30 protein-coding genes are annotated in these 23,940 nt (G+C 66.6%); 14 read left to right on the top strand and 16 right to left on the bottom strand.

The features are described from left to right. The first annotated feature begins 83 nt into the window (after window positions 1–83). The 4 genes from MF610_RS02075 (at window position 84) to MF610_RS02090 (ending at window position 4,001) form a co-directional block, all read left to right on the top strand. On the top strand, window positions 84–1,226 hold the full coding sequence (locus MF610_RS02075) for a glycosyltransferase family 4 protein (protein ID WP_242192444.1): 1,143 nt from the start codon (window positions 84–86) through the stop codon (window positions 1,224–1,226). A 234-nt stretch (window positions 1,227–1,460) separates the two neighbouring features. Beyond that, a complete protein-coding gene (locus MF610_RS02080) occupies window positions 1,461–1,601 on the top strand; it encodes a hypothetical protein (protein WP_242192445.1) in 141 nt (46 codons plus the stop codon). After that, window positions 1,594–2,949, top strand: coding sequence for a DUF5935 domain-containing protein (locus MF610_RS02085; RefSeq protein ID WP_242192446.1), 1,356 nt, complete (start codon window positions 1,594–1,596; stop codon window positions 2,947–2,949). Before MF610_RS02080 ends, MF610_RS02085 begins: the two co-directional genes overlap by 8 nt. After that, complete coding sequence (locus MF610_RS02090) at window positions 2,946–4,001, top strand: acyltransferase family protein (protein WP_242192447.1); 1,056 nt, start codon at window positions 2,946–2,948, stop codon at window positions 3,999–4,001. The genes MF610_RS02085 and MF610_RS02090 overlap by 4 nt, the downstream gene beginning before the upstream one ends. A 380-nt stretch (window positions 4,002–4,381) precedes the next feature. Here MF610_RS02090 and MF610_RS02095 read toward each other — a convergent pair whose 3' ends face one another. After that, a complete protein-coding gene (locus tag MF610_RS02095) occupies window positions 4,382–4,936 on the bottom strand; it encodes a type 1 glutamine amidotransferase domain-containing protein (protein WP_242192448.1) in 555 nt (184 codons plus the stop codon). Between the two features lie 109 nt (window positions 4,937–5,045). Here MF610_RS02095 and MF610_RS02100 point away from each other — a divergent pair, with 109 nt between their 5' ends. The 5 genes from MF610_RS02100 (at window position 5,046) to MF610_RS02120 (ending at window position 9,638) form a co-directional block, all read left to right on the top strand. Continuing rightward, window positions 5,046–6,077 carry a DNA topoisomerase IB gene (locus MF610_RS02100; RefSeq protein WP_242192449.1) on the top strand — a complete coding sequence of 344 codons (1,032 nt, stop codon included), beginning with the start codon at window positions 5,046–5,048 and terminating at the stop codon, window positions 6,075–6,077. Window positions 6,078–6,086: 9 nt separating this feature from the next. Continuing rightward, a complete protein-coding gene (locus MF610_RS02105) occupies window positions 6,087–7,238 on the top strand; it encodes a mechanosensitive ion channel family protein (RefSeq protein WP_242192450.1) in 1,152 nt (383 codons plus the stop codon). Window positions 7,239–7,366: 128 nt separating this feature from the next. Then, a complete protein-coding gene (locus MF610_RS02110) occupies window positions 7,367–7,822 on the top strand; it encodes a MaoC family dehydratase (RefSeq protein ID WP_242192451.1) in 456 nt (151 codons plus the stop codon). A gap of 14 nt (window positions 7,823–7,836) precedes the next feature. Further along, complete coding sequence (locus tag MF610_RS02115; RefSeq protein WP_242192452.1) at window positions 7,837–9,015, top strand: acetyl-CoA C-acyltransferase; 1,179 nt, start codon at window positions 7,837–7,839, stop codon at window positions 9,013–9,015. Window positions 9,016–9,092: 77 nt separating this feature from the next. After that, window positions 9,093–9,638 carry a hypothetical protein gene (locus MF610_RS02120; RefSeq protein ID WP_242192453.1) on the top strand — a complete coding sequence of 182 codons (546 nt, stop codon included), beginning with the start codon at window positions 9,093–9,095 and terminating at the stop codon, window positions 9,636–9,638. Between the two features lie 405 nt (window positions 9,639–10,043). Here the strand turns inward: MF610_RS02120 and MF610_RS02125 are convergent, their stop codons facing one another. Then, window positions 10,044–11,132 carry a branched-chain amino acid aminotransferase gene (locus MF610_RS02125; protein WP_242192454.1) on the bottom strand — a complete coding sequence of 363 codons (1,089 nt, stop codon included), beginning with the start codon at window positions 11,130–11,132 and terminating at the stop codon, window positions 10,044–10,046. A gap of 88 nt (window positions 11,133–11,220) precedes the next feature. On the opposite strand from MF610_RS02125, the gene MF610_RS02130 reads away from it, so the two are divergent. After that, entirely contained in the window at window positions 11,221–11,694 is a 474-nt protein-coding gene (locus tag MF610_RS02130) for a MarR family winged helix-turn-helix transcriptional regulator (protein ID WP_242192455.1), read from the top strand. 137 nt (window positions 11,695–11,831) lie between these two features. On the opposite strand, the gene proC is transcribed toward MF610_RS02130, so the two are convergent. The 5 genes from proC to MF610_RS02155 all read right to left on the bottom strand — a co-directional run bounded on the left by proC (window position 11,832) and on the right by MF610_RS02155 (window position 14,920). Then, window positions 11,832–12,635 carry a pyrroline-5-carboxylate reductase gene (proC, locus tag MF610_RS02135; protein ID WP_339328504.1) on the bottom strand — a complete coding sequence of 268 codons (804 nt, stop codon included), beginning with the start codon at window positions 12,633–12,635 and terminating at the stop codon, window positions 11,832–11,834. Then, window positions 12,632–13,132 (bottom strand): type III secretion system chaperone family protein, encoded by a 501-nt coding sequence (locus MF610_RS02140; protein ID WP_242192456.1) that lies wholly within the window; start codon window positions 13,130–13,132, stop codon window positions 12,632–12,634. Before MF610_RS02140 ends, proC begins: the two co-directional genes overlap by 4 nt. A gap of 62 nt (window positions 13,133–13,194) precedes the next feature. Next, complete coding sequence (locus MF610_RS02145; protein ID WP_242192457.1) at window positions 13,195–13,491, bottom strand: accessory factor UbiK family protein; 297 nt, start codon at window positions 13,489–13,491, stop codon at window positions 13,195–13,197. Between the two features lie 46 nt (window positions 13,492–13,537). After that, the gene (locus tag MF610_RS02150) at window positions 13,538–14,092 is read right to left on the bottom strand and encodes a TspO/MBR family protein (RefSeq protein WP_242192458.1); all 555 of its coding nucleotides are present in this window, start codon (window positions 14,090–14,092) and stop codon (window positions 13,538–13,540) included. A gap of 39 nt (window positions 14,093–14,131) precedes the next feature. Then, window positions 14,132–14,920 carry a TlyA family RNA methyltransferase gene (locus MF610_RS02155; protein ID WP_242192459.1) on the bottom strand — a complete coding sequence of 263 codons (789 nt, stop codon included), beginning with the start codon at window positions 14,918–14,920 and terminating at the stop codon, window positions 14,132–14,134. A 181-nt stretch (window positions 14,921–15,101) separates the two neighbouring features. On the opposite strand from MF610_RS02155, the gene MF610_RS02160 reads away from it, so the two are divergent. Beyond that, window positions 15,102–15,770, top strand: coding sequence for an RBBP9/YdeN family alpha/beta hydrolase (locus MF610_RS02160; protein WP_242192460.1), 669 nt, complete (start codon window positions 15,102–15,104; stop codon window positions 15,768–15,770). On the opposite strand, the gene MF610_RS02165 is transcribed toward MF610_RS02160, so the two are convergent. The 9 genes from MF610_RS02165 to MF610_RS02205 all read right to left on the bottom strand — a co-directional run bounded on the left by MF610_RS02165 (window position 15,771) and on the right by MF610_RS02205 (window position 21,233). Further along, a complete protein-coding gene (locus MF610_RS02165) occupies window positions 15,771–16,166 on the bottom strand; it encodes a PIN domain-containing protein (RefSeq protein WP_242192461.1) in 396 nt (131 codons plus the stop codon). Continuing rightward, window positions 16,166–16,390, bottom strand: a complete 225-nt coding sequence (locus tag MF610_RS02170; protein ID WP_242192462.1) for an AbrB/MazE/SpoVT family DNA-binding domain-containing protein — start codon at window positions 16,388–16,390, stop codon at window positions 16,166–16,168. The genes MF610_RS02165 and MF610_RS02170 overlap by 1 nt, the downstream gene beginning before the upstream one ends. A 24-nt stretch (window positions 16,391–16,414) precedes the next feature. After that, window positions 16,415–16,834: a hypothetical protein gene (locus MF610_RS02175; protein ID WP_242192463.1), complete on the bottom strand. Its 420-nt coding sequence runs from the start codon at window positions 16,832–16,834 to the stop codon at window positions 16,415–16,417. Further along, on the bottom strand, window positions 16,831–18,753 hold the full coding sequence (dxs, locus tag MF610_RS02180) for a 1-deoxy-D-xylulose-5-phosphate synthase (protein WP_242192464.1): 1,923 nt from the start codon (window positions 18,751–18,753) through the stop codon (window positions 16,831–16,833). The genes MF610_RS02175 and dxs overlap by 4 nt, the downstream gene beginning before the upstream one ends. 86 nt (window positions 18,754–18,839) lie before the next feature. Next, window positions 18,840–19,301, bottom strand: a complete 462-nt coding sequence (locus MF610_RS02185) for a Fur family transcriptional regulator (RefSeq protein ID WP_242192465.1) — start codon at window positions 19,299–19,301, stop codon at window positions 18,840–18,842. Window positions 19,302–19,341: 40 nt separating this feature from the next. After that, complete coding sequence (locus MF610_RS02190) at window positions 19,342–19,722, bottom strand: MerC domain-containing protein (protein WP_242192466.1); 381 nt, start codon at window positions 19,720–19,722, stop codon at window positions 19,342–19,344. Window positions 19,723–20,084: 362 nt separating this feature from the next. Continuing rightward, window positions 20,085–20,351, bottom strand: coding sequence for a UvrB/UvrC motif-containing protein (locus tag MF610_RS02195; RefSeq protein WP_242192467.1), 267 nt, complete (start codon window positions 20,349–20,351; stop codon window positions 20,085–20,087). A 31-nt stretch (window positions 20,352–20,382) separates the two neighbouring features. Further along, the gene (locus MF610_RS02200; protein WP_242192468.1) at window positions 20,383–20,697 is read right to left on the bottom strand and encodes a DUF2218 domain-containing protein; all 315 of its coding nucleotides are present in this window, start codon (window positions 20,695–20,697) and stop codon (window positions 20,383–20,385) included. Next, the gene (locus tag MF610_RS02205; RefSeq protein ID WP_242192469.1) at window positions 20,694–21,233 is read right to left on the bottom strand and encodes a PadR family transcriptional regulator; all 540 of its coding nucleotides are present in this window, start codon (window positions 21,231–21,233) and stop codon (window positions 20,694–20,696) included. Before MF610_RS02205 ends, MF610_RS02200 begins: the two co-directional genes overlap by 4 nt. A gap of 109 nt (window positions 21,234–21,342) precedes the next feature. Here MF610_RS02205 and MF610_RS02210 point away from each other — a divergent pair, with 109 nt between their 5' ends. Genes MF610_RS02210 through MF610_RS02220 form a run of 3 tightly spaced genes read left to right on the top strand, consistent with a single transcriptional unit; the run spans window position 21,343 to window position 23,854 of the window. Further along, window positions 21,343–22,650: a replication-associated recombination protein A gene (locus MF610_RS02210; protein WP_242192470.1), complete on the top strand. Its 1,308-nt coding sequence runs from the start codon at window positions 21,343–21,345 to the stop codon at window positions 22,648–22,650. Further along, on the top strand, window positions 22,620–22,991 hold the full coding sequence (locus MF610_RS02215) for an MmcQ/YjbR family DNA-binding protein (RefSeq protein WP_242192471.1): 372 nt from the start codon (window positions 22,620–22,622) through the stop codon (window positions 22,989–22,991). The genes MF610_RS02210 and MF610_RS02215 overlap by 31 nt, the downstream gene beginning before the upstream one ends. Further along, a complete protein-coding gene (locus MF610_RS02220) occupies window positions 22,937–23,854 on the top strand; it encodes a hypothetical protein (protein ID WP_242192472.1) in 918 nt (305 codons plus the stop codon). The genes MF610_RS02215 and MF610_RS02220 overlap by 55 nt, the downstream gene beginning before the upstream one ends. Window positions 23,855–23,940: the final 86 nt, after the last annotated feature.

Genomic DNA, 23,940 nt, shown 5'->3' on the forward strand with positions numbered 1-23,940 from the left:
TCCTGTTCGTCGGCGGGGTCAACCCTTTGGCGGGGATGAGCGTTCCGGTGGCGTACGCGGCGTTCCGACGCTATGGCGCGCGGATGAAGCCTTCCCAACTCCGCGTCGCGATGTTCAGCGGAAACTACAACTATGTCCGTGACGGCGCCAACCAGGCGCTCAACCGCCTCGCGCGCCACCTGCTCGACCATGGCGTCAGCCTGCGCGTCTATTCGCCGACGACCGACAAGCCCGCCTTTCCGCCGACCGGCGATCTGGTCAGCGTCCCTGCCTACGGCATGCCCGGCGGGCGCGGCGAGTATAAGCTGGCGCGCGGGCTGACGGCCAAGACGCGTGCCGATCTGGAGGCGTTTCGGCCGAATATCGTCCATGTCTCCGCCCCCGACATTCTCGGTCACCGCGCGCTCAGCTGGGGCCGCAGGCAGGGCGTCGCGACGCTCGCCTCGCTCCACACCCGGTTCGAGACCTATCCGCAATATTACGGCATCGGTTTCCTCGAACCCGTCGCGGTCGCGCTGTCGAAGCGGTTCTACAGTCGCGCCGATCAGGTGATGGTGCCCGGCCGCGGCATGGCCGACCTGCTGCGCGACTGGGGGGTCACGTCGCCGATCGATATCTGGTCGCGCGGCGTCGATCACCAGCGGTTCAGCCCGGCGATGCGCGACCTCGACTGGCGGCGGTCGCTGGGGATCGGCGACGACGAGGTCGCGGTCAGCTTTCTCGGGCGGCTGGTGCTGGAGAAGGGACTGGACATCTTTTCCGACGTCGCGACCGAGTTGCAGCGCCGCGGGGTCAGGCACCGCATCCTCGTGATCGGCGAGGGGCCGGCGCGCGACTGGTTCGCCGAACGCGTGCCGCATGCGGTGTTCGCCGGGTTCCAGGCGGGGGACGATCTGGGCCGTGCGGTCGCGTCGATGGACGTGTTCTTCAACCCGTCGATCACCGAGACGTTCGGCAACGTGACGCTGGAGGCGATGGCAGCGGGCGTGCCGGTGGTCGCCGCGCGCGCGACCGGCGCGGTGGGCATGGTCGAGGATCGGACAACGGGGTTTCTGGTGCCGCCGCGCGACGTGCCCGCCTATGCCGATGCGATTGCGCGACTATGCGACGATGCCGATCTGCGCTGGCGGATGGGGCTGGCCGGGCATGACGCCGCGAAGGGATATCGGTGGGACAGCGCGAGCCAGTCGGTGCTGGATGCGTATCTGCGGATTGCGCGGGGGTAACGGCCAGGCGTCGGCGATGGAGCCGCAGCGTTGCGTGTATGGATTCCCGCCTTCGCGGGAATGACGAAGGTCGGGGGTCGCGCTTTTGTCGCAGACTTCGGGAAGAAGCGGGCCCCCGGGTCGAGCCCGGGGTGACGAGACGGCGTTGCTCTTGGCCCCTGCCCCGCCAATCGCTTAACGTCGCATCAACCCGTGTCCGGTATCGCTGCGGGTGACGTTAGGGGCCCCACGCCGATGATCGACAATTTCTCGCTGGGGCTGACCCATTTGCTGATGCTGGTCGCGGCATGGCGGTTGCTGCGGCGGCCCGACCTCGATCAGGAGCGGGTGCGCGACGATGCCCCGCGTAAAGGCCGGGATCGCTTCGGTGCGTGATCTCGTCTTCGTCGCATTCCTGGGACTGTTGTTCGCGGCCGGGTTTCGCAAGCCGTTCGTGTTCGTGCTGACCTATGTCTATATCGACATCGTGTCGCCGCAGCGGCTGACCTATCTGCTGCTCAATTCGATCCCGATCTCGCTGATCGCCTGCGGGCTGGCGGTGCTGGCATGGGCGGTGGTCGACGACAAGCGCGACACGCGGATGGCGCCGCGCCAGTTCCTGATGCTCGCCCTGCTGCTCTATTGCCTGTGGACGACCAAGACCGCCGATTTCCCGGTCGAGGCGCAGTTCAAATGGGAGTGGGTGTGGAAGGCGCTGGCCTTCGCCATCTTCCTGCCGCTGACGCTCCGGACCAAGCTGCGCATCGAATCGCTGCTGCTGTTCATGGTGTTGTCGGCGGCGTCGATCATCATCGTCGGCGGGATCAAGACGCTGGGATCGGGCGGCGGATACGGCGAATTGAACCTGATGGTGTCGAACAATGCCGGGCTGTACGAAGGCTCGACTATCTCGACCGTGGCAATCGCGATCATCCCGCTGATCCTGTGGTTCAGCAAGTTCGGCACGGTGTTCGCGCCCGACTGGCGGGTGCGCGCCTTCTGCTACGCGCTGATCTTTTCGTGCATGTTGATCCCGGTCGGCACATCGACGCGGACGGGCCTGTTGTGCATCGTCCTGCTCGGCGTGCTGATGCTGCGCGACGTGAAGCGGCGGCTGACCTATCTGGCGATGGCGGGCGCGGCGGCAGTGATGGCGGTGCCGTTCCTGCCATCGGCCTTTACCCAGCGGATGGAGACGATCGGTACCTATCAGTCCGACGCATCGGCATCGACGCGCCTCGCGGTGTGGATGTGGACGCTCGACTATGTGAAGCAGAATCCGTTCGGCGGCGGCTTCGTCGCGTATCTCCAGAACCGCATCCGTTATGAAAAGGTCGCGGTGGTCGGTGAAGGCGCCAACCAGACAGTCGAACGCAGCCTCGAGGTCGATGCCGGGCGCGCCTATCACTCGGCCTATTTCGAGATGCTGGGCGAACAGGGCTATCCGGGGCTGATGCTGTGGCTGGCGATCAATCTGGGCGGGCTGTTCCGGATGGAAGTGCTGCGGCGACGCTATGCGAAGGCCGGGCCGGAGGACGCGTGGGTCGTGCCGCTCGCCGCCGCGCTGCAGAACGGGCATGTCGTCTATCTGTTCGGGGCGAATTTCGTGGCGATCGCCTTCCAGCCCTTCGTCTTCATGCTGATCGGCGCGCAGATCGGGCTCGACACCTATCTGGCACGCAAGCGCAGCGAACAGACGTGGAGCCCGATCCAGCGGCGCAAGAAGGGGGCGGTAGCGGCATGAACGAGTTGAAGGCGCTGACCGGCGCGCGCGGCCTTGCCGCATGGTGGGTGGTGCTGTTCCACCTGCGCGGGTCGATGGCGGAGATGCACCCGGCGATCGAGTCCGCCATCGCCAAGGGCTATCTGGCGGTCGATTTCTTCTTCCTGCTGTCGGGCTTCGTGATCTGGTTGTCATGGGGCAAGCGGTTCGGCGAGGGTGGCTTCACCGTTGCCGGGCGGTTCCTGTGGAAGCGCATGGCGCGCATCTGGCCTCTGCATCTGTTCGTGCTCGGTTGCGCGGTCGTGCTGGCGGTGGTGCTGGCGGCGAGCGGGCGCAACATCGATCGCTTTCCGTTTGCCGAACTGCCGCTGCATATCGTGCTGCTGCAGAGTTGGGGGTTGGTCGATCCGCTGAAGTGGAACGACCCAGCATGGTCGATCAGCGCCGAGTCCGCAGCCTATCTGCTGTTTCCGTTGCTCGCAGTTGCGTTCGACTGGCGGCGGGTGCCGAGTGTGGTGCTGGTCGGCTTCGTCGCGGTGCTGCTGTTCGGTATCCTGCCGCTGTGCGGGCAGGATGGCTTGGGGAGCGACCTGCAACGCTTTGCCGTCGCGCGCTGCGTGATCCAGTTCGCCGCCGGGACCGCGATCGGGGCGCTGTGGCTGCGCTGGCAGGGGCGCGACCGGGTTGCCCTGATGGCCGTCATACTCGCAGTGGTGCTGGCGGCGGCGTGGGGAACGAAGCTGTTGTCGGAGGGGCATTCGCTGCCGGCGGCGCTGGCGTGCCTGTTGCTGGCGGCGGGGATCACGTCGAACCGGCGCGGCAACCCGCTGGAATGGGCGCCGATCCATCGGCTGGGCGAGATCAGCTATGCGACCTATCTCGGCCATTTCCTGCTGTGGTTCGTGTTCAAGCTGGTGCTGGTCGAGGACGCGGCTGATGCGCCGGCCTGGGTGCTGGCGCTGTATGTCGTCGCGGTGATCGTGTCGTCGGAGCTGCTGTATCGCGGGGTCGAGCGGCCGGCGCAGAATTGGCTCAACCGGGTTGGGGATCGGCGGCGGGTGGTGGTGGCGTAGCGTCGCCACAGCCGTCACCCCGGACTTGATCCGGGGTCCCGCTTTCTTCTGCGACGGTTGAGAAAGAAGCGGGACCCCGGGTCGAGCCCGGCGTGACGTTTGGGTGGGTAGGCGTTTCCACCATTACGTCGCCCCAGCGGAGGCTGGGGCCTCCTGCGGCGAGGAGCGCACTCCCTTATCGGGAGATCCCAGCCTTCGCTGGGATGACGTGTATTGCGGGGGACGGTTGTTCTGCGGACCATCCGCAACCAAATAATCCGGACCCCCGCGCACACGAAGGTCCAGAGCCCGGAATGCAACGATAGCGCCTGTCGCCCTGGACCCCCGCCTGCGCGGGGGTACGGCAATGGGCGGGCGAGCCGCAGCCCGCCCCGCCCCACTCACGCCTCCGCCAGTTCGCCCTGCAGCGCCTCGATCACCGCCTTCGAGAATGCCGGGATATCGTCGGGCTTGCGGCTGGTGATCAGGTTGCCGTCGATTACCACCTCTTCATCGACCACTTCGGCACCGGCATTTTCCAGATCGGTGCGCACCGACGGCCAGCTGGTCACGCGGCGGCCGTCGACCACGTCGGCCTCGACCAGCAGCCACGGCGCGTGGCAGATCGCGGCGACGATCTTGTCGTCGTCCATGAACTCGCTGACGATCTCGACCGCGCGTTCCTCGATGCGCAGCTTGTCGGGATTGCCGACGCCGCCGGGCAGCAGCAGCATGTCGAATTCCTCGGTATCGACATCGTCGAGCGTCAGGTCGGGCGTGATCTTGCGCGCGTCTTCGCTGTCGTTGACGACGCCCTGGATCGGGTCGGTCTTGATCGAGGCGAGCGTCACGGTCGCGCCGGCGTCGAGCAGCGCCTGACGCGGATCGAACAGTTCGGACTCCTCGAATCCGTCGGTGGCGAGGATCAGGACGCGAGCATTGGCGAGGTCGGCCATCGGTAATCTCCTGGGGCATGGGTCCGGTCCCTAACCGGCAGGCATCGGGCGGGTTCCGGAACGAAGCGACGAGCCGAACATTCATCAGGTCAATCGCAGGGATAGCCCGATGGAACCAGCCGCCGACGTAGAACTCCCCTGCCCCGCCGGTTGCGTGTTTTCCGATTGCGACGCCCCCGGCATCACCCGGCGCAAGCTGACGCGCGGCTGGGGCTATTACGACGCCGATGGCGACCGGATCACCGAGCGGGAAGAGATCGACCGGCTGAACGCCATTGGTCTTCCCCCCGCCTATCGCGACGCATGGTTCTGCCCTGACCCGACCGGCCACATTCAGGCGATCGGGTGGGACGAAAAGGGCCGCAAGCAATATCGCTATCATGTCGATTTCCGCGAGGCGCAGGAAACGGCGAAATATGATCGCTGCACGGCGTTCGGGCACAAGCTGCCCAAGCTGCGCGCGCAGGTCGAACGCGATCTGGCGAAGCGCGCGCTCAGCCGCGACCGGGCGGTGGCGGCGGTGGTGCGGCTGCTCGACCTGGGGCGGGTGCGCGTCGGGAACGAAGGCTATGCGCGGGTCAACAAGAGCTTCGGCGCGACGACGCTGCGCAAGCGCCATGCGAAGCTGACCGGCACCAGCCTCAAGCTGCAATATCGCGCCAAGTCGGGCAAGATGCGGGTGCTGACGATCACCGACCGCTCACTCGCCAGCTTCGTGCGCAAGTGTCAGGATTTGCCGGGGCAGCATCTGTTCCGCTGGGTCGATGATGCCGGCGAAACCCATCCGGTCACCTCCAGCGACGTCAACGCCTATATCCGCGCGGCGATGGGCGACGATTTCACCGCCAAGCATTTCCGGACATGGGGGGCGAGCGTGTTGGCGTTTACCTCGCTGGCCGATGCGAAGGACGATATCAGCCTGAAGACGATGCTGGGGCCGGTGGTCGATGCGCTCGGAAATACGCCGGCGATCGCGCGGAAATCCTATGTCCATCCGCTGCTGGTGACGCTGGTCAAGGAAGGGCAGCGCGAATTTCGAGAAACGCTGCGCCTGCCGCGATCGGCGAAACATCTCAGCCGTCACGAACGCGGGCTGATCGCGTTGCTCGAGGCGCACGACGACGTCGCCGCCGCCGCCTGAGAGGACCACATGACTACCAATACCGCATCGCCCGCCGCGACGGTCGAAAAGAGCTTCAACGCCGATCATGCGCAGGCGCAGGCACGGCTGTTGCTGCAGGACAGCGCGCGATGGATCGCCGACAACTGGCTGCAGGTGCTGATCGCGCTGGGGATCGGGTCGGCGATCGTGCTGGTGCTGCTGGTGTTGCGGCGATGGGGCATGAAGCTGGCCCGGGACGACCGTGCCGGATGGGGCAGCGTGGCGGGCCGCGCGATCGGGCGGACCGGGCTGTTCTTCATGGTGATGCTCGCCGCCAAGCTGGTCGACGGCTATGCCAGCGCGCCGCCGATGGTGACGACGACGATCGAGTTCCTGTTCACCGTTGCCGCGGTGTTCCAGGCGGCGATCTGGGCGCGCGAAGTGATCCTTGGCGCGGTCGAGCGGCGGACGGCGAGCGACCATTATCACGGCGAGGCGCTGGCGTCCGCCATGGGGCTGATCCGGTTGCTGGTCACCTTTGCGCTGTTCGCGATCGCGCTGATCGTCGTGCTCGACAATCTGGGGGTGAACGTCACCGGGCTGGTCGCCGGGCTGGGTGTGGGCGGCATCGCGATCGGTCTGGCGGCTCAGGGCATCTTTGCCGATCTGTTCGCCGCGCTGTCGATCATCTTCGACAAGCCGTTCCGGCGCGGCGACAATGTCAGCTACGACCAGACCAACGGATCGATCGCCGAGATCGGGCTCAAGTCCACACGCATCCGCTCGGTCACCGGCGAAGAGCGGATCATTTCGAACAAGAATTTGCTCGACAAGGAAATCACCAACAACACGCGGCGGTCGCATCGCCGAGCGTCGTTCGCGATCGGCGTGACCTATCAGACCGATGCCGAAACCTGCGCGCGCATCCCCGCGATACTGCGCGAGGTGGTGGAGGCCGAGGACCGTGTATTCGTCCGTTGCGGCCTGACCGGCTTCGGCGCGTCGAGCATCGATTTCGAGCTGCTCTTCGATTCGAGCGGGGCGGACTATGTCGCCTTCTATGACGGGCGTACCGCGGTCGGCATCGCCATCCTGCGCCGCTTCGCTGCCGAGGGGATCGAGATCGCCTATCCGACGCAGGTCAACTTCAACGCGCGCGCCGACGGCACGATCGTCGATCCCGTTCCGGCACATCCGTAACGTTTTTCGAACATAGGGTCTGGTGCTGCAACGGCGGCACGCCGCCTTTTCCTGTTCGGGGTGTGGAAACGCTTGGCGGCATGCGTCGTCCGCGCTATGAGCGTTCGCACAACGGACGAGGATCACGCGTGGCCGAAATTGCGGCTCAGGAACTGGCCAGCGAGATCGGTGCCGTCTGGCGTTCCGACTGGTTGGTGCTGACCCAGGCCACGATCGATGCCTTTGCCGAGGCGACCGGCGACCGGCAGTTCATCCATGTCGATCCGGTGGCTGCCGCCGCCACCCCGTTCGGGGGCACGATCGCCCATGGCTTCCTGCTGCTGTCGCTGATGCCGCAGTTCGCGGCGGCGAGCGACCAGCCCGCGATCGCCGGTGTCCGCATGGGGGTGAACTATGGCGGGGAGCGTACGCGCTTCCTGTCCCCCGTCCGTTCGGGCAGCCGCATCCGCGGCCGCTTCACCCTGCTGGCGATGGTCGAGAAACGGCCGGGCCAATGGCAGCAGACGATCGAATATGCCGTCGAGGTCGACGGTACCGACAAACCCGCGCTGATCGCCGAATGGATCAGCCAGATCTTCACCTGAACTCGAGGACCATCATGCGCTCAGCCGTCATCGTCTCCACCGCCCGTACCCCGATCGGCCGCGCCTATCGCGGGGCGTTCAACAACCTGCCCGCGCCGACGCTGGCCGCGCATTCGATCCGTGCCGCGGTCGAACGCGCCGGGATCGACGGTGCCGAAGTCGATGACGTGCTGTTCGGCGCGGCGCTGCAGCAGGGGCATCAGGCGGGCAACATCGCGCGCAACGCCGCGCTGCGCGCCGGGCTGCCGACCAGCGTGTCGGGCATGTCGATCGACCGCCAGTGCGCCAGCGGACTGATGGCGATCGCCACCGCCGCCAAGCAGATCGTCCATGACCGCATGGACATCTGCGTCGCAGGTGGCGTCGAATCGATCAGCCTCGTTCAGACGCCCCAGATGCGCGTCGGCGCCGATCCCGAACTGCTGGCGATGCACGGCGACATCTACATGCCGATGCTGCAGACCGCCGAGATCGTCGCCCAACGTTACGGCATCTCGCGCGATCGGCAGGACGCCTATGCGCTCCAGTCGCAGCAGCGCACCGCCGCCGCGCAGGCCGCCGGGCGGTTCGACGCCGAACTGATCCCCGTCACCGCGACGATGAACGTCGTCGACAAGGCGACGAAGGAAGTGTCGACCCACGAAGTCACGCTGACCAAGGACGAAGGCAACCGCGCCGACACGACGCTGGAAGGCCTGCAGTCGTTGAAGCCCGTGATGGGCGAACAGGCGGTCATTACCGCCGGCAATGCCAGCCAGCTGTCGGACGGATCGTCGTCCTGCGTGCTGATGGAGGAATCGGTGGCATCGGCGCGTGGGCTTCAGCCGTTGGGTCGCTATGTCGGAATGGCGGTGGCCGGCACCAAGCCCGACGAAATGGGCATCGGTCCGGTCTATGCCATCCCCAAGCTGCTCGAGCGGTTCGAGCTGAGCATGGACGATATCGGGCTGTGGGAGTTGAACGAGGCGTTCGCGGTGCAGGTGCTGCATTGCCAGGACGTGCTGGGCATCCCCAACGACCGGCTGAACGTCAATGGCGGCGCGATCTCGATCGGGCACCCGTACGGCATGTCGGGCGCGCGGATGACCGGCCACGCGCTGATCGAAGGCAAGCGCCGCGGCGTGAAATATGTCGTGGTGACGATGTGCGTCGGCGGCGGCATGGGCGCGGCGGGGCTGTTCGAGGTTCTGTAAATCGTCAATGATTTGTTGACATTTCTCCGTCAATGATGGATTGACTGATCGTCAAATCATCGTTAACGGAGGAATGCGTGCAAATAGTCGAAGAACAGGCGTTGCGGTCGCGCACTGCCGCGATTGTGCTGGACTGGGCGGCGGAGCGCCAGCCGCCTTTCTCCGGTGAGGGCAAGGCGGACTATGCCGACGCCATTGTCGCCGCGCATGTGGTTGCCGACGAAGCGCGACTGAACCTGCACCGCTGGATCGACGCGGCGCGTAGGGCAGACCTGAGCTGGACCGAGATCGGCGACGCGCTGGGCATCAGCAAGCAGGCGGCGCAGCAGCGTTTCCGGCGACTGGCCAGCGAGGGCGTCGATGCCGAGGCGGATGGCGCGACGTTCGTGCGTACCGGGGCGACCGCGTTCAACGAGATGCGGATCCTGGCCGAAGAGGGCCGTCGCGGGAACGAGCTGGTCGCGCTGGGCGTGCTGACGCTGACCTTGCGACCGAGCGACCGGGTTTGGGAATATTGCCGGCGGATCGGCACCGGGAGCGACTCCGCGCGGCTGGAGGCGCAGGGTTGGGTGCATGTCGGCAGTTACCTGCCGTTCCATTATTACAAGCGAGCGGTTGGGTAGTGGCGGTTGCGCTGGGTCGCGGGCAAGGGACAGGGCCGGGATTAACGTCGACTGGTCGCGCTGAGTAAGAGCTGAGCGCTTCGGCTGCCTGCCTGCGGCGGGCGCTCAAGGCAGGCCTTGGTGCTGCCCACCGAAATTGAAGACCTCTATCCCTGAACGGTCCTCCTATACGCCCTTTCGACAAGCTTAAGGGCTACTCAGGACGAACGGTCGTCGCGGTGGGTGATGCCCACCTCTACCATCCCGTCTGGTTCGAGCAGCTTCGAGCTTGTCGAGAAGCGTCCGTCGAGAACGGGTTGCCTGGAGCACCCCCTTCTCGACTTCGGTTGTCGACAGGCTCGAACCTCCGCCCGAAGCAAACGGGGGGAGCGGATGGAAGTTGGAAGAAGAAGGCGTGAAGCCCCCTCACCCGATCCGCTGCATCCACCCATGCGGATCGTTGCTCCGCCCACGCTGGATATCGGTCAGCTGCTTGAGCAGCGCCTGCGTCCGTTCGCCCGGCTGGCCGTCGCCGATCTGGAACGCGAAGTCCGCCGAGGACACCTTGCCGATCGGGGTCACCACCGCGGCGGTGCCGCATGCGAATGCCTCGACCAAACGACCGCTGGCGGCATCGGCGTGCCACTGGTCGATCGAATAGCGTTCCTCGCGCACCGTGATCCCCTGATCGCGCGCCAGCGTCAGGATCGAATCGCGGGTGATGCCGGGCAGGATCGTGCCGGTCAGCGGTGGCGTCACCATCGTGCCGTCGTCGAACACAAAGAAAATGTTCATGCCGCCCAGTTCCTCGACCCAGCGACGTTCGGTCGCATCGAGGAACACGACCTGATCGCACCCCTGCCGGATCGCTTCCGACTGGGCGAGCAGGCTGGCGGCATAGTTGCCGCCGCACTTCGCATCGCCCGTGCCGCCGGGCGCGGCGCGGGTGAATTCTTTCGACACCCAGAGCGAGATGCTCTTCGCGCCGCCCGGCCAATAATTGCCGACCGCGGAAGCGATGACGCAGTAGAGATATTCGGCCGACGGCTTCACGCCGAGGAACGTCTCCGACGCGATCATGAACGGGCGGAGATAGAGGGCGCTGCCCTCCCCGGCCGGAATCCAGTCACGCTCGGCCAGCGTCAGTTCGCGACACGACGCGACGAACAGTTCCTCGGGCAGTTCGGCCATGGCAAGGCGCTTTGCCGAGCGACGAAAACGCGCGGCATTCTGCTCCGCACGGAACAGCGCGACGCCGCCATCGGGCAGGGTATAGGCTTTCAGCCCTTCGAAGATTTCCTGTGCGTAGTGGAGGACCGCGGCGGCGGGGTCCATGACGATCGGCGCGCGCGCGGTGATCTTAGCGTCGTACCAGCCCTTGTCCTCCGACCAGCGCATCGTCGCCATATGGTCGGTGAAGACGCGCCCAAAGCCCGGATTTACGATCCGCGCCGCCCGCTCGCTCGCCGTGACCGGCGTCGCATGGGGTTCGAAGGCGAAGGTCGGCTGCGTCATGGCGTCCTCATGGATGAATGCTTGCGGTGGCGTAGGCCGGATGGCAGAAATGGTCAACATGACTGCCCCAATATCGCCCGCCCAACCCATGGCCGCCTCCGCGCTGTTCCTGCGCGAAGCCGAGGTGCGGCGCGGGATCGAGCTGTTATATTTCGGCTATAGCCACCTGACGCGGACGATCGACGAGGAATTGGCAGCGCAGAATCTGGGGCGGGCGCATCACCGGGCGCTGTATTTCATCGCGCGGCGGCCCGACCTCTCGGTCAGCGAGCTGCTGCGGCTGCTGGCGATCACGAAACAGTCGCTCGGACGGGTGCTGAACGATCTTTCCGCGCGCGGGCTGGTCGAAAGCCGGGCGGGCGATCGCGATGCGCGGCAGCGGCTGTTGAAGCTGACGGCCGATGGCGCGGCGCTGGAGGCGCGGCTGTACGAAATGCTGAACGCGAAACTGTCGCGGGCCTATTCGGGAGCGGGGCAGGAAGCGGTCAGCGGCTTCTGGGCAGTGCTGGAGGGGCTGATCCCGGCGGGTGACAAGGCGGCGGTGGCGGCGCTGGGGCGGTAGGGTTTGCCAAACACCTCGCGTCCTCATCGATTCACCCTCACCCTTCCGCGGCTTCGCCGCTCCCTCCCTCTCCCGCCGGGAGAGGGAAGGGGCCCACCCGGCGGAGCCGGGTGGGAAGGGTGAGGGTGATCGCCGACCTACCCCCGTGCTTCCGCCGCCATCTCCGCATTGCGCCGTTCGGACGCGGCGAGCGTGGCGGCCATCAAGCGCTTGAGCGCATCGCCATCGTCAAGCACGTTCAACCCCTGCCGCGTCGATCCGCCGGGACTCGCGACGCGGTCGGCCAGGGCCGCGGGGGATGCGTCCGCGCCAGCAGCCATCGTCGCCGACCCCTGTACCGTGGCGATGGCGAGGCGCTGCGCCTGATCGGCGGGCAGGCCGAGCGTGGTACCGGCGGCAGCCATCGCGTCGATGAAGCGGAACACGAAGCCGGGGCCGCAGCCCGACAGCGCGGTGACGGCGTCGAACAGCGCGGCGTCCTCGATCCATTCGACCAGCCCGAGCGGGGCCATCAGGTCGGCGGCCAGGGTTTTGGCGGCTTTATCGGTCCCATGCGAATGCAGCGTCACCACCCCCTGCCCGATCGCGACCGGCAGATTGGGCATGGCGCGAACGATGGTGGCGACGTCGAACCGATGGGCAAGCGCCGCTTCGTCGACCCCGGCGAGGATCGAGATCAGCAGCCCGGCACCGGCGATGCGCGGCGCGAGGTCAGGTGCGACCTGATCGAGCTGTTGCGGCTTGACCGCCAGTACGACGATCGCGGGCATGCCTTCCGGCATCGTCGTGGCGTGGGTGACGCCGGCCGGCAGGTCGCGCGCGGAACGGGTAACGACGGTCATCGCCGCCGGATCGATCCCGTCGGCGATCCAGCGCGTCAGCATCGCGCCGCCCATATTGCCGCAACCGATCAACCAGAGCGGTCCGGGCAAGTGCGTCACGCCTCGCCCTGCGTCTCGATCATCGACGCGGCGATCGCTTCCTTCGGCGTCTTGCCGCCCCACAGGACGAACTGGAACACCGGGTAGAAGCGCTCGCATTCGTCGATCGCGGCGTCGATCATCAGCTCGGCCTGATCGATCGTCAGCACCGGTTCCTCGCCCAGCATCGCGGCGTGGCGATAGAGCAGGATGCCGCTCGACGACCATAGTTCGAAATGGCCGATCCACAGCTGTTCGTTGATGAGGCCGATCGTCTCATAGATCGCCGCGCGGCGTTCGTCGGCGACGCGGACGTCGGGCAGCGCGAGGAATTGCAGCACCCCATCCTCCCCGCGCCAGATCGCGCGGAGTTCGAACTCGGTCCAGCTGCCCTTCACATTGGCGACGATCTCGTCGCCGTCGCGCTCGTGCTTCCACCCGTGCGCCGCGAAATAGCGCTCCAGCGTATCGATCGGCACGGCGTCATCGCCGTCCTCTTCCACTTCGTCCAATATCATCCCCACCTCTGTAGCCGCTCGCGTTGCCCCCGTCACGCGTCACGGCGTGGGGACTGGCGCGATCAGAGCGCGCCTTCGCCGGCACCCGGGCTGTCGGCCGGTTCACGGTCGAGCGGCGCGGTCTTGCCCTCCAGCGCGTTGAGCCGGGCGCGCAGGGCGTCGGCTTCGTCGCGGGCGGCAACCGCCATCGCCTTCACTACTTCAAATTCGTCGCGGCTGACGAAGTCCATGCCACCGAGGAAGGTCTTGGCCCGCTCGCGTGCCGCGGCCTCGCCCTCCCGCGCCATGCCGGCGATGGTGCCGGCCGCGCCGTTCACGAACTTGGCGAAATCGTCGAACAGGCGATTGTCGGACTGCATGGAAAATCCTTCCGGTTGGTCGGGCGACGGATACGCCCGCCCCGCTCTAAAGTGCGATTTGGGTGGAATGGGCCGGCGGCACAAGGGTTTCGGCGTTCGGATTGCGCCGATCGATCTGCCAGTTGAGCGCCGACGCGATCACCAGCCACACCAGATACGGCACCAGCAGCCACGCCGCGATCGGCCGGACACGGCCGAAGGCGAAGGTCGTGGCGGTGGCCGTCACGAACAGCGCGAGGATCAGGTACAGCGCCCACGTCACCTGATGCGCACCGAAGAACAACGGCGACCAGACGAGGTTCATCGCCAGCTGCACCACGAACAGCGCGACCGCGATCCCCCGCCCGCGCGCGCCGCGGGCGTTCAGCACGACGGCCAGCGCAAAGCCCATCAGCAGGTACAGGATCGTCCAGACGACCGGAAACGCCCAGTTGGGCGGCCGGATCGCCGGCAGGTCGAGCATCCGGTACCAGCCATTCGCGCCCCCCGCGACGACCAGCTGCCCCGACGTGAACCCCAACAGCAGGACGGCGGGGACGCATACCACGGCCCGCCGCATAAACCCCGATCGCAACTGCCACTTCGACGCGATCTCGCTCATCCCGTCCCCCAGCACAGGCAGCACCCGTCGCGCTGCCGTTCAGGGCGCATTGCTTGGTATGTGCGGTGAATCATTGCAAGACAAACCGCCTGATTCGGGTGCGTTCGCCGCGATCAGGAACTCGATATTGCCTTCGGGACCAGTAATCGGGCTGCGATCGACCCCTTCGACCTGCCAGCCGAGGCCGGTCAACCATGCGGCGACTTCTTCGCATACGCGGATATGGATTGCGGGATCGCGAACGACACCGCCCTTGCCCACCTCGTCACGTCCCGCTTCGAACTGCGGCTTGATCAGCGCGAGCAGGCGGCCGCCGGGCTTCACGAAGCGCAACGGGACCGCCAGCACCTTCGACAGCGCGATGAAGCTGGCGTCGCACACGACCAGATCCATCGGTTCGGTGATATGGGTCTCGGTCAGCAGACGGGCGCTCAGCTGTTCCAGCACGACGACGCGCGGGTCCTGACGCAGCTTCCACGCCAGCTGGTTGGTACCGCTGTCGACGGCATAGACGCGTTCGGCCCCCCGGCTGAGCAGTACATCGGTGAAGCCGCCGGTCGACGACCCGACATCGATCGCCACCGCCCGCGCGACGTCCCAGCCGAAATGATCGAGCCCGTGCGCCAGCTTTATGCCGCCCCGCGAAACCCATGGGTGATCCCGCCCGCGGACGTCGAACGCGACGTCGTCGGCGAATTGCTGTCCGGGTTTGTCGACCTTGCGATCGCCGACGAACACCAGCCCGGCCATGATCAGCGCCTGCGCCCGCGTCCGGCTTTCGGCCAGGCCGCGATCGACGAGCATCTGATCCGCACGTTGTTTTGCCATGGCCCCGCATGGCGCGGCTTTCCGCCGGTCGCAAGCCGTCATCACTTGGTCGATCGCCTATTGCCTATTGGATAAGTAGGAATATGTTGAGGGTCAGGAAGCCGGCCCGGACCCGATCCTTCCCCCTAAGCTGACGGGCCGGCTTCCAACGTTTCGAACCACGATGCGCAGGAGAGCGACGATGGGACAATTCTCGACGCCCCCGACCAGTATGCCGACCGTGCTGACCGTGCCGGGGCTGAACGGCTCCGGCCCGTCGCATTGGCAGACGCTGTGGGAACAGTCGCGGCCGGATACGGCACGCGTCGAACTGGGCCTGTGGTCGCGCCCCTTGCGCAACGCATGGGTGACGAAGCTCGATCAGGCGATCCGACAGGCGCAGGCGCCGGTCGTGCTGGCCGCGCATTCGCTCGGCTGCCTTGCGGTGGCATGGTGGGCGCAGTTGTCGGGACAGCCTTATGGCTGGCCGGTGGCGGGAGCGCTGCTGGTGGCGCCGGCCGATGTCGATCGCGCCGGCGCACCGATCGAGTTGCAGGGGTTCGCCCCGACGCCGCGCTTCGCCCTGCCCTTCCCCTCGCTGGTGGTCGCGTCGACCGACGATCCGTGGGTGTCGATCGAGCGCGCGCATTCGATGGCGGTCGATTGGGGCAGCCATTTCGTCGACGCCGGCCCGCAGGGACATCTGAACGCCGCCAGCGGCATCGGCTGGTGGGAAGAGGGACAGGAACTGCTCGACCGGGTGATCGCCGCATCGGGCGACGGCCATGGCCATGTCCGCAATCCCAGCGAAGCGCGATCGGTGCTGGCAATCAACGCGACCGACGCGGCGCAGGGGCAGTTTCTGCGCTGATCAACGGAACGGGTTGGCGACCTCCAGCCGGGCATCGATCACGAGCCCGTGGTGGAGGTCCTCGCTCCACAACCGGTCGCAGCCGGCGGAGAGCGCGGCTGCGACGATCATGCTGTCATAGATCGACAGGCGATAGCGTTCGGCGATGCGCAGACCGTCGCGGTGGATGGCGTCGGTCAGGGGTAGAATGCGCGACGTAGCCCGTCGGATCAGGTCGATCCGATTGTGCAACTCCAGCCAGTCGATGCGCTGTTTTCTCAGGGAGACGGCGGCAAATTCATTGAGGCTTTGAACGCTGATAACCGGCGTTCCATCCAGCAAGGGCAGCGCCGTGGCACGGCGACGGTCTTCCGCGAACGCGTAGAGAAGAACGTTCGTGTCGAGAAACGCTGGCATCAGCGGGCGTTCGCCTCTTCACGGTCGAACCGAAATCCTTCCGGCAACGGACGCGACAAGGCGCGAAACCGCGCCCAGAGCTCCGCAAGTTCCGCGTCGTTCAGGCGTTTGGGAACTTCGTTCCGCCGGACCTCGACGCTGTCGCCTTCGTGCAGGCCAAGTGTTTCAGCTACGTCTGCGGGGATGACGACGGCAAGGTTGTCGCCGATCTTTTCGACCTTCACCGGGCTTCTCCTTCGGCCGGCAAATTACGCCGATGCGCGATGGCTGACAACCGACTCAAGATAAACAGCCAGGTCCCGAACATCCTTCATTGGCGGCAGTTCGACCGGATCGGCGGGCGTCGGCATCGCCAGCCCGAGCCGTTCCCAACCCGCCTCGACCAGGTCCGCGACCTCTTCCTCATCGATCATCAGGAAGCGCGCGAAATCGTCGTCGGGATGCGGAACGACACCCTGCCCATAATAAGGCGCGACCAGTTCGCGGGTCAGCGCGGCGACCGTCGGCGACACGCCATTGCCCGCCAGCATCGCATCGAAATCCGCCTTGCTCCAGCCGGCGCGATACGCCTTCGCCTCGCGAAACCGGCGCCACATCCGCCAGTTGAACCAGCCGAGCGCGATCACCGCCAGCGCGATGATCGCTGCGGCCTTTTGCGGGCCGCTCATGCGCGGACTTCGGCGGCTCCGCTCTCGTTCCACCGCAGCGCCTGCAGCACGGTATCGACGATCTGCGGCGCGTTGAGGCCGGCTTCGTCATATTGCTTCTGCGGCGAGTCCTGATCCTGGAACGTATCAGGCAGGCGCATCGTGCGTAGCTTAAGGCCGGCGTCGATCAGGCCGGTGTCGCTGGCGAGGGTCAGGACGTGCGCGCCGAGCCCGCCGACCGAGCCTTCCTCGACCGTCACCGCCACTTCATGGCTGGTCAGCAACCGGCGGATCAGTGCTTCGTCGAGCGGCTTGGCGAAGCGCAGGTCGGCGACGGTGGTCGACAGCCCCTTCGCCTCCAGTGCGTCGGCGGCTTTCAGCGCTTCCTCCAGCCGGGTGCCGAGCGACAGGATCGCGACCTTGTGCCCTTCGCGGACCAGCCGGCCCTTGCCGATCTCCAGCTTTTGCGGGACCTCGGGCAGCGCCACGCCGGTCCCGTTGCCGCGCGGATAGCGCACCGCGATCGGCCCGGCATCATATTCGGCGGCGGTATAGGTCATGTGGACCAGTTCCGCTTCGTCCGCGGGCGCCATCACCACCATGTTGGGCAGCGTGGCGAGATAGGTCACATCGAAGCTGCCGGCATGGGTCGCGCCGTCGGCACCGACCAGCCCGGCCCGGTCGATCGCGAAGCGGACGGGCAGGTTCTGGATGCAAACGTCGTGCACGACCTGGTCGTAGGCGCGTTGCAGGAACGTCGAATAGATCGCGCAGAACGGCCGCATCCCCTGTGCGGCGAGGCCAGCGGCGAAAGTCACGGCATGCTGTTCGGCGATGCCGACGTCGAAGAAGCGGTCGCCATGCTCTTTGGCGAACCGGTCCAGCCCGGTGCCCGACGGCATCGCGGCGGTGATCGCGCAGATGCGGCTGTCGCTGTCGGCCAGCTTGCTCAGCGTATGGCCGAACACATTCTGATACTGTGGCGGGCCGGCAGGCGCCTTGACCTGCGTGCCGGTGATGACGTCGAACTTCTGCACACCGTGATATTTGTCGGCGGCGGCTTCGGCCGGGGCATAGCCCTTGCCCTTCTTCGTCACGACATGGACGAGGATCGGGCCCTCCGCGGCATCGCGGACATTTTCCAGCACCGGGATCAGGTGGTCGAGATTGTGGCCATCGATCGGGCCGACATAATAAAAGCCCAGTTCCTCGAACAATGTCCCGCCGGTCGCCATGCCGCGAGCGAATTCGTCGGTCTTGCGCGCAGCAGTATGCAGCGGGCGCGGCAGCTTGCGCGCGATCTTTTTAAGCGTTTCACGCAGGCCCAGAAACTCGCGGCTCGACACGATGCGCGACAGATAGGCCGACAGCCCGCCGACCGGTGGGGCGATCGACATATCGTTGTCGTTGAGGATCACGACGAGGCGATTGCCAGCCTGTTCGGCGTTGTTCATCGCCTCATAGGCCATGCCCGCCGACATCGCGCCGTCGCCGATCACGGCGATGCCCTTGCCCGGCGTGCCGGCGATCTTGTTGGCGACGGCAAAGCCCAGCGCCGCAGAGATCGAGGTCGAGCTGTGCGCCGCGCCGAACGGGTCGTATTCGCTCTCCGACCGCTTGGTGAAGCCGGACAGTCCCCCGCCCTGGCGCAGCGTGCGGATACGGTCGCGGCGGCCGGTCAGGATTTTGTGCGGATAGCATTGGTGGCCCACGTCCCACACCAGCCGGTCGGCCGGCGTGTCGAAGACGTAGTGGATCGCGACGGTCAGTTCGACGACGCCCAGCCCGGACCCCAGATGGCCACCGGTGGTGCCGACCGCGCTGATCGTTTCGTGCCGCAGTTCGTCGGCGAGTTGCCGCAAATCACCGGGAGCCAGCTTGCGGAGGTCGGCGGGCGTGTGAACGGTGTCGAGCAGCGGCGTGCTAAGTAGGTCGGCCATCACCCTTGCCTAGCGCAGGCGGAACCGACTGTCGATTGCTGGCGTATGTCGCGTCGGACAAACCCCGCATATGGTTCGATAAAGGGTCAGTCCTTGTTGCAATCTGCACAAGTCCCGCGCACTTCGATCACCGGACGCACCGGCTTGAACCCGGCACCCGATGCCGCGGCGCGGACGGTGCCGGTGATCTTGTCGTCGTCGATATGCGTCGTCTGCCCGCATCGGTCGCACACCAGGAAGATGCAGTCGTGCAGGCAATCGGGATGGGTGTTCGCCAGATAGGCATTGGCGCTTTCTACCCGCCGCGCGAGGTTCGCGTTCACGAACAGGTCGAGGATGCGATAGACGCTGTTGGGTGCCACCCGCCGCCCTTGCGCCTTCGACACCGCGTCGGCAATGTCATAGGCGGAGGCGGGTTTGTCGAACGAGGTCAGGACGTCGAAGATGCTGGCGCGCATCGCCGTCCATTGCTCGCCGGCGCGGGTCAGCGCAGCCTCTGCCGCCTTGTTCCACGCGGTCCCGTGTCGTTCGTGATGTTCGTGCGCCATGGGCCTGAGATAGGCACCGCGGCCGATCGCGGCAAGCGCCTCAGCAGCCGGCGCGACGGTTGAGATAATGGCCGAACGCCAACAGGGCGACGCCGGTCAGCGTCGCAATCGCTTCGGGCACACCGTGCGGCAGGGTCAGCGCCAGCGCCATGATGCCGAGCCCGACGCCGCCGATCACGGTCGGCAGGCGCTGGCCATGGCGCAGATACCCGGCGCCGAGCGCGATGACACCGAGCAGCACCGCGAACATCAGCCCGACTTCGTGGATCGCCGGGTGCAACAACGCACCGCCGACCGACGCCAGCAGCGCCATGAACGCGATCGTTGTCACGCAATGCACCGCGCACAGCGCCGACAGCAGCATACCGGCCCGGTCGAGACGACCTTCGTGCAACCAGGATCGGGCGGCGGAGCTGCGCATCGCCGCCCTATGCCGCAAATCGCGCGAAGTTACAACATATCGCTTCATGCCGGGGGTAACGATGCGGGACCGGATCGGTTCAGTGTGGGCGGAAATGTCCGAATGGCAAATCGCACATCCGTTGCCCCAGCGACGGCCGGACCTTCCGCGGCGAGCGCGCGCTGCCTTACCGGGATCGCAGCCTGCGCTGGGATGACGTGCGAAAGTGGTCCGGACTGCCGTGGGCGATGGAGTACAGATTCGATAGTCCGTCGCCCCAGCGAAGGCTGGGGCCTCTCGCGGCGAGGCGCGCGCTTCCTTACTGAGACCCCAGCCTTCGCTGGGGTGACGAGCGTGGTCGGCCACTGCCCCCAAGCTTGCCCTTACCGCTTCCTCGTCACCATCAGGTCGGGCTTTTTCGGCGGCTTCCATCCAGCGGGCGGTTCGACGCGTTGACGGCTGGTACCCAGCCCCATCGCGCCCGGTTGCTGACGGGTCAGCCCGGCCGTATCCGCTACCGACGCCGCCCCGCCATCGGCGCCGCCGCGCAACAGGTTGATCCGGTCGCGCAGGCGCGAGGCCGTTTCGAAATCCATCGCGGCGGCGGCGGCTTCCATCTGCTGGCGCAGAGCTTCGATCGAGTCGGTCATCCGCTTGCAACGCATGACGACGCCCCACGGATCACTGCCAGTCGAACGCCAGCGGTGCCTCGCGAAACGCGAAGCGGTCGAGGTGGCGGGCGACGGCGCCTTTCAGCCCGTCGAGCTGTTCGGATGAGGTCGCGTCGATCCGCACGGTCAGCGCGTCGCCGGCATCGAACGTCACCAGCGCATCGCCGGGATGGTCCGCGCCGCGTGCATCGCGCGGGAAGACGACGGTGCCGTGATCGGCATCGAACTCGACGGTCAGGTTGTGCTGCCAATGCTTGCACAACTGCTGCAGATAGCGGCTGGCATTCGCCGTCGGCACGACCGCGGTGGTGGTGAAGTCGCTCATAGCCGTTCGACCTTCTGGGCTGCCTCGTCGAGGATCGCGGCGACGGCGTGGAGCGTGTCGACGTCGACATTCTCCCCCGACAGCCGGTGGTGGAGCGCGGCGCGCAGATTGGCGCGGGCGCGGTGGATCGGGCCGGCATCGGTGCGGGCACGATGCTCGCCCAGCGCCTTCAGCCGCGCGAACAGGTCGGCGACCTGATCGGCATCGGCCGCCAGCTGTGCGGTGCCCGCTTCGGTCACGGCGAAGCGCTTGCGGTTGCCCTCGCTCGCCTGTTCCTCGATCAGGCCCATATCGGTCAGCAGCGTCAGCGTCGGATAGACGACGCCAGGGCTCGGCGCATAGGCACCGCCGGTATCGGCCTCCACCGCGCGGATCAGGTCGTATCCGTGCCGCGGCGCCTGCGCAATCAGCGCCAGCAGCACCAGCTTCAGTTCGTCGCCGCCCAGCACCCGGCCGCGCGGTCCGCCGCCGTGCCGGCCACCATGGCGCCCGCGACCACCCATGCCCGGACCGCCGGTCCAAGACGCATATCCCATTCCAAAACGCATAATCATTCTCCGATATATCTTGGACATCTAGATATATCTCAAAACGGTTTGCGCAAGAGGTGGTTTCGGCTTTTCCGCGAGCGCCTATATTGGCGCCATGGCCGACCTCTTCGCCGACTTCGCCCCACCCCCGCAGGACACGCCGATCGGCGGGCCACTGGCCGACCGGTTGCGCCCCGCCGCGCTGCCCGAAGTGGTGGGACAGGATCATCTGACCGGTCCCGACGGGGCGATCGGGCGGATGGTCGCGGCGGGAAAGCTGTCGTCGATGATCCTGTGGGGACCGCCGGGCACCGGCAAGACGACGATCGCCCGACTGCTCGCCGATGCGGTGGGCTTGCGTTACGCGCAGATTTCGGCGGTATTCTCCGGCGTGGCGGACCTGAAAAAGGTTTTCGCCGAGGCACGCGATCATGCGCGGATCGGCAAACGCACCTTGCTGTTCGTGGACGAGATCCACCGCTTCAACCGCGCGCAGCAGGACGGCTTCTTGCCCTATGTCGAGGACGGCACCGTCACGCTGGTCGGCGCGACGACCGAGAATCCGTCGTTCGAACTGAACGCCGCGTTGCTCAGCCGGGCGCAGGTGCTGATCCTCCACCGGCTGGATGCCGCCGCGCTGAACGAACTGCTGTCGCGCGGCGAGGCGATGGAGGGGCGCCCCTTGCCCCTCGACGATGCAGCGCGGGCGGCCTTGGTGGCTAGTGCGGATGGCGACGGGAGGTTCCTGCTCAACCAGGCGGAGACGTTGTTTTCGATTCACCTGCCGGAGCCGCTCGATCCGGCGGGGTTGTCAGCGCTGTTGCAGCGGCGGGTCGCGGTGTATGACAAGGACCGCGAAGGGCATTACAATCTGATCTCGGCGCTGCACAAATCGTTGCGCGGATCGGACCCGCAAGCGGCGCTCTATTATATGGCGCGGATGCTGACCGCGGGTGAGGAACCGCTCTACGTGCTGCGCCGGCTGACCCGCTTCGCCAGCGAGGATATCGGCCTCGCCGACCCGCAGGCGTTGGTGCAATGCCTTGCCGCCAAGGATGCGTACGAGTTTCTCGGCAGTCCCGAGGGCGAGCTGGCGATCGTGCAGGCGTGCCTGTACCTCGCCACCGCGCCCAAATCGAACGCGGCATATACCGCGCAAAAGGCCGCGTTCCGCACCGCGCGCGAAACGGGGTCGTTGATGCCGCCGCCGTCGATCCTGAATGCCCCCACCCGGCTGATGAAGGATATCGGCTATGGCAAGGGCTATGCCTATGACCATGATCAGGCCGACGGCTTTTCGGGCGCGGACTACTGGCCCGAGGAGATGACCGCGCAGCGCTTCTACGAACCGACCGGGCGCGGGTTCGAACAACGCATCGCGGAGCGGATGGCGTGGTGGGACGAACGCCGCCAGACGTCGTGAACGGCTGGGCCGATATCATGGCAATCGGGCTGGCGCTGCCCGGCGTGGAGGAAGGTACCAGCTATGGCCAGCCCGCGCTGCGGTTTCGGGGCAAGACGCTGGCGGGTACGACCGCGCCCGATTCGGACAGTTTCGTGCTGCATGTGTCGCTGGCCGAAAAGGAGGTGCTGCTCGACACCGATCCCGCGACCTTCTGGCAGACCGATCATTATCGCGACTGGCCAGCGGTGCTGGTACGCTACGGAACGCCGGTGACCGATCGGATCGCGCTGCTGCTGGAACGGGCATGGTGGGACCGGGCGACGCTCACCCAGCGTCGTGGACGGGGCGAGCGGCCCTGACGCGCCGTTTCACCCGCTTCGCCGCGATCGACTGGTCGGGACAGGCGGTTGCGCGGCCGAAGGGGCTGGCGGTCGCCGAACTGGTCGATGGGGCACCGACACTGGTCGTGCGCGACGGCGGCTGGTCGCGCGGTGCGATCCGCGACTGGCTGGCGGCACTGGCCGAAGAAGGCGCCGACATGCTGATCGGGCTGGACCTCTCCCCTGCTCTGCCGTTCGTCGATCGGGGAAGCTACTTCCCCGGCTGGGACGCGGCGCCGGGCGATGCGCGGGCGTTGTGGGCGCTGGTCGACGCGCTGGCGGCGGACGATCCGCATCTGGCAGCGACGTCGGTGGTCGCGCACGACGAGCTGTCACGACATTTCCGGCGACAGCGCGCGTGCGGCGACCTGTTCAGCGGTGGCCGCGGGCGGTTGCGGGTGTGCGAGGAGCGGCAGCTGGCGGCGCAGCTGTCGCCGACCAGCTGCTTCAACCTGGTCGGCGCGGCGCAGGTCGGCAAGTCGAGCCTGACCGGCATGCGGGTGCTGCAGCGGCTGGACGGCACGGTCCCGATCTGGCCGTTCGATCCGGTGCCCGATAGCGGGCCCGTGCTGGTCGAAATCTACACGACCATCGCCGCGCGGGCGGCGGGGGTGCGCAAGGGGCGGAGCAAGCTGCGCGATGCGGCGTCGCTCGATGCGGCGCTGGCGGTGCTGGGCAATCGGCCGCATGTGCCGATCGGGCGCTATGACGATCATGCCACCGATGCGTTGCTGAGCGCGGCGTGGCTGCGCGCGGTCGCCGGGGATGCGGCGTTGTGGCGGCCGGACGCGATGACGGCGGAGGTCGCGCGGACCGAGGGGTGGACGTTCGGGGTGGTGTGAAGTGGGTCGCTTCGTCATTCCCGCGACGGCGGGAATCCATTGCCGCTGACGTCGATGATAGACTCGCTACCGTTGCGTTTATGGAT

This window comes from Sphingomonas hankookensis (genome assembly GCF_022664465.1).
GTDB lineage: Bacteria > Pseudomonadota > Alphaproteobacteria > Sphingomonadales > Sphingomonadaceae > Sphingomonas > Sphingomonas hankookensis.

Coding starts and splice junctions, on each gene's coding strand:
- MF610_RS02075 (WP_242192444.1), top strand. CDS start 84: ATGAAGCCTTCCCAACTCCGCGTCGCGATGTTCAGCGGAAACTACAAC.
- MF610_RS02080 (WP_242192445.1), top strand. CDS start 1,461: ATGATCGACAATTTCTCGCTGGGGCTGACCCATTTGCTGATGCTGGTC.
- MF610_RS02090 (WP_242192447.1), top strand. CDS start 2,946: ATGAACGAGTTGAAGGCGCTGACCGGCGCGCGCGGCCTTGCCGCATGG.
- MF610_RS02095 (WP_242192448.1), bottom strand. CDS start 4,936: ATGGCCGACCTCGCCAATGCTCGCGTCCTGATCCTCGCCACCGACGGA.
- MF610_RS02100 (WP_242192449.1), top strand. CDS start 5,046: ATGGAACCAGCCGCCGACGTAGAACTCCCCTGCCCCGCCGGTTGCGTG.
- MF610_RS02105 (WP_242192450.1), top strand. CDS start 6,087: ATGACTACCAATACCGCATCGCCCGCCGCGACGGTCGAAAAGAGCTTC.
- MF610_RS02115 (WP_242192452.1), top strand. CDS start 7,837: ATGCGCTCAGCCGTCATCGTCTCCACCGCCCGTACCCCGATCGGCCGC.
- MF610_RS02125 (WP_242192454.1), bottom strand. CDS start 11,132: ATGACGCAGCCGACCTTCGCCTTCGAACCCCATGCGACGCCGGTCACG.
- MF610_RS02130 (WP_242192455.1), top strand. CDS start 11,221: ATGGCCGCCTCCGCGCTGTTCCTGCGCGAAGCCGAGGTGCGGCGCGGG.
- MF610_RS02140 (WP_242192456.1), bottom strand. CDS start 13,132: ATGATATTGGACGAAGTGGAAGAGGACGGCGATGACGCCGTGCCGATC.
- MF610_RS02145 (WP_242192457.1), bottom strand. CDS start 13,491: ATGCAGTCCGACAATCGCCTGTTCGACGATTTCGCCAAGTTCGTGAAC.
- MF610_RS02150 (WP_242192458.1), bottom strand. CDS start 14,092: ATGAGCGAGATCGCGTCGAAGTGGCAGTTGCGATCGGGGTTTATGCGG.
- MF610_RS02155 (WP_242192459.1), bottom strand. CDS start 14,920: ATGGCAAAACAACGTGCGGATCAGATGCTCGTCGATCGCGGCCTGGCC.
- MF610_RS02160 (WP_242192460.1), top strand. CDS start 15,102: ATGGGACAATTCTCGACGCCCCCGACCAGTATGCCGACCGTGCTGACC.
- MF610_RS02165 (WP_242192461.1), bottom strand. CDS start 16,166: ATGCCAGCGTTTCTCGACACGAACGTTCTTCTCTACGCGTTCGCGGAA.
- MF610_RS02175 (WP_242192463.1), bottom strand. CDS start 16,834: ATGAGCGGCCCGCAAAAGGCCGCAGCGATCATCGCGCTGGCGGTGATC.
- dxs (WP_242192464.1), bottom strand. CDS start 18,753: ATGGCCGACCTACTTAGCACGCCGCTGCTCGACACCGTTCACACGCCC.
- MF610_RS02185 (WP_242192465.1), bottom strand. CDS start 19,301: ATGGCGCACGAACATCACGAACGACACGGGACCGCGTGGAACAAGGCG.
- MF610_RS02190 (WP_242192466.1), bottom strand. CDS start 19,722: ATGCGCAGCTCCGCCGCCCGATCCTGGTTGCACGAAGGTCGTCTCGAC.
- MF610_RS02195 (WP_242192467.1), bottom strand. CDS start 20,351: ATGACCGACTCGATCGAAGCTCTGCGCCAGCAGATGGAAGCCGCCGCC.
- MF610_RS02200 (WP_242192468.1), bottom strand. CDS start 20,697: ATGAGCGACTTCACCACCACCGCGGTCGTGCCGACGGCGAATGCCAGC.
- MF610_RS02205 (WP_242192469.1), bottom strand. CDS start 21,233: ATGGGATATGCGTCTTGGACCGGCGGTCCGGGCATGGGTGGTCGCGGG.
- MF610_RS02210 (WP_242192470.1), top strand. CDS start 21,343: ATGGCCGACCTCTTCGCCGACTTCGCCCCACCCCCGCAGGACACGCCG.
- MF610_RS02220 (WP_242192472.1), top strand. CDS start 22,937: ATGGTGGGACCGGGCGACGCTCACCCAGCGTCGTGGACGGGGCGAGCG.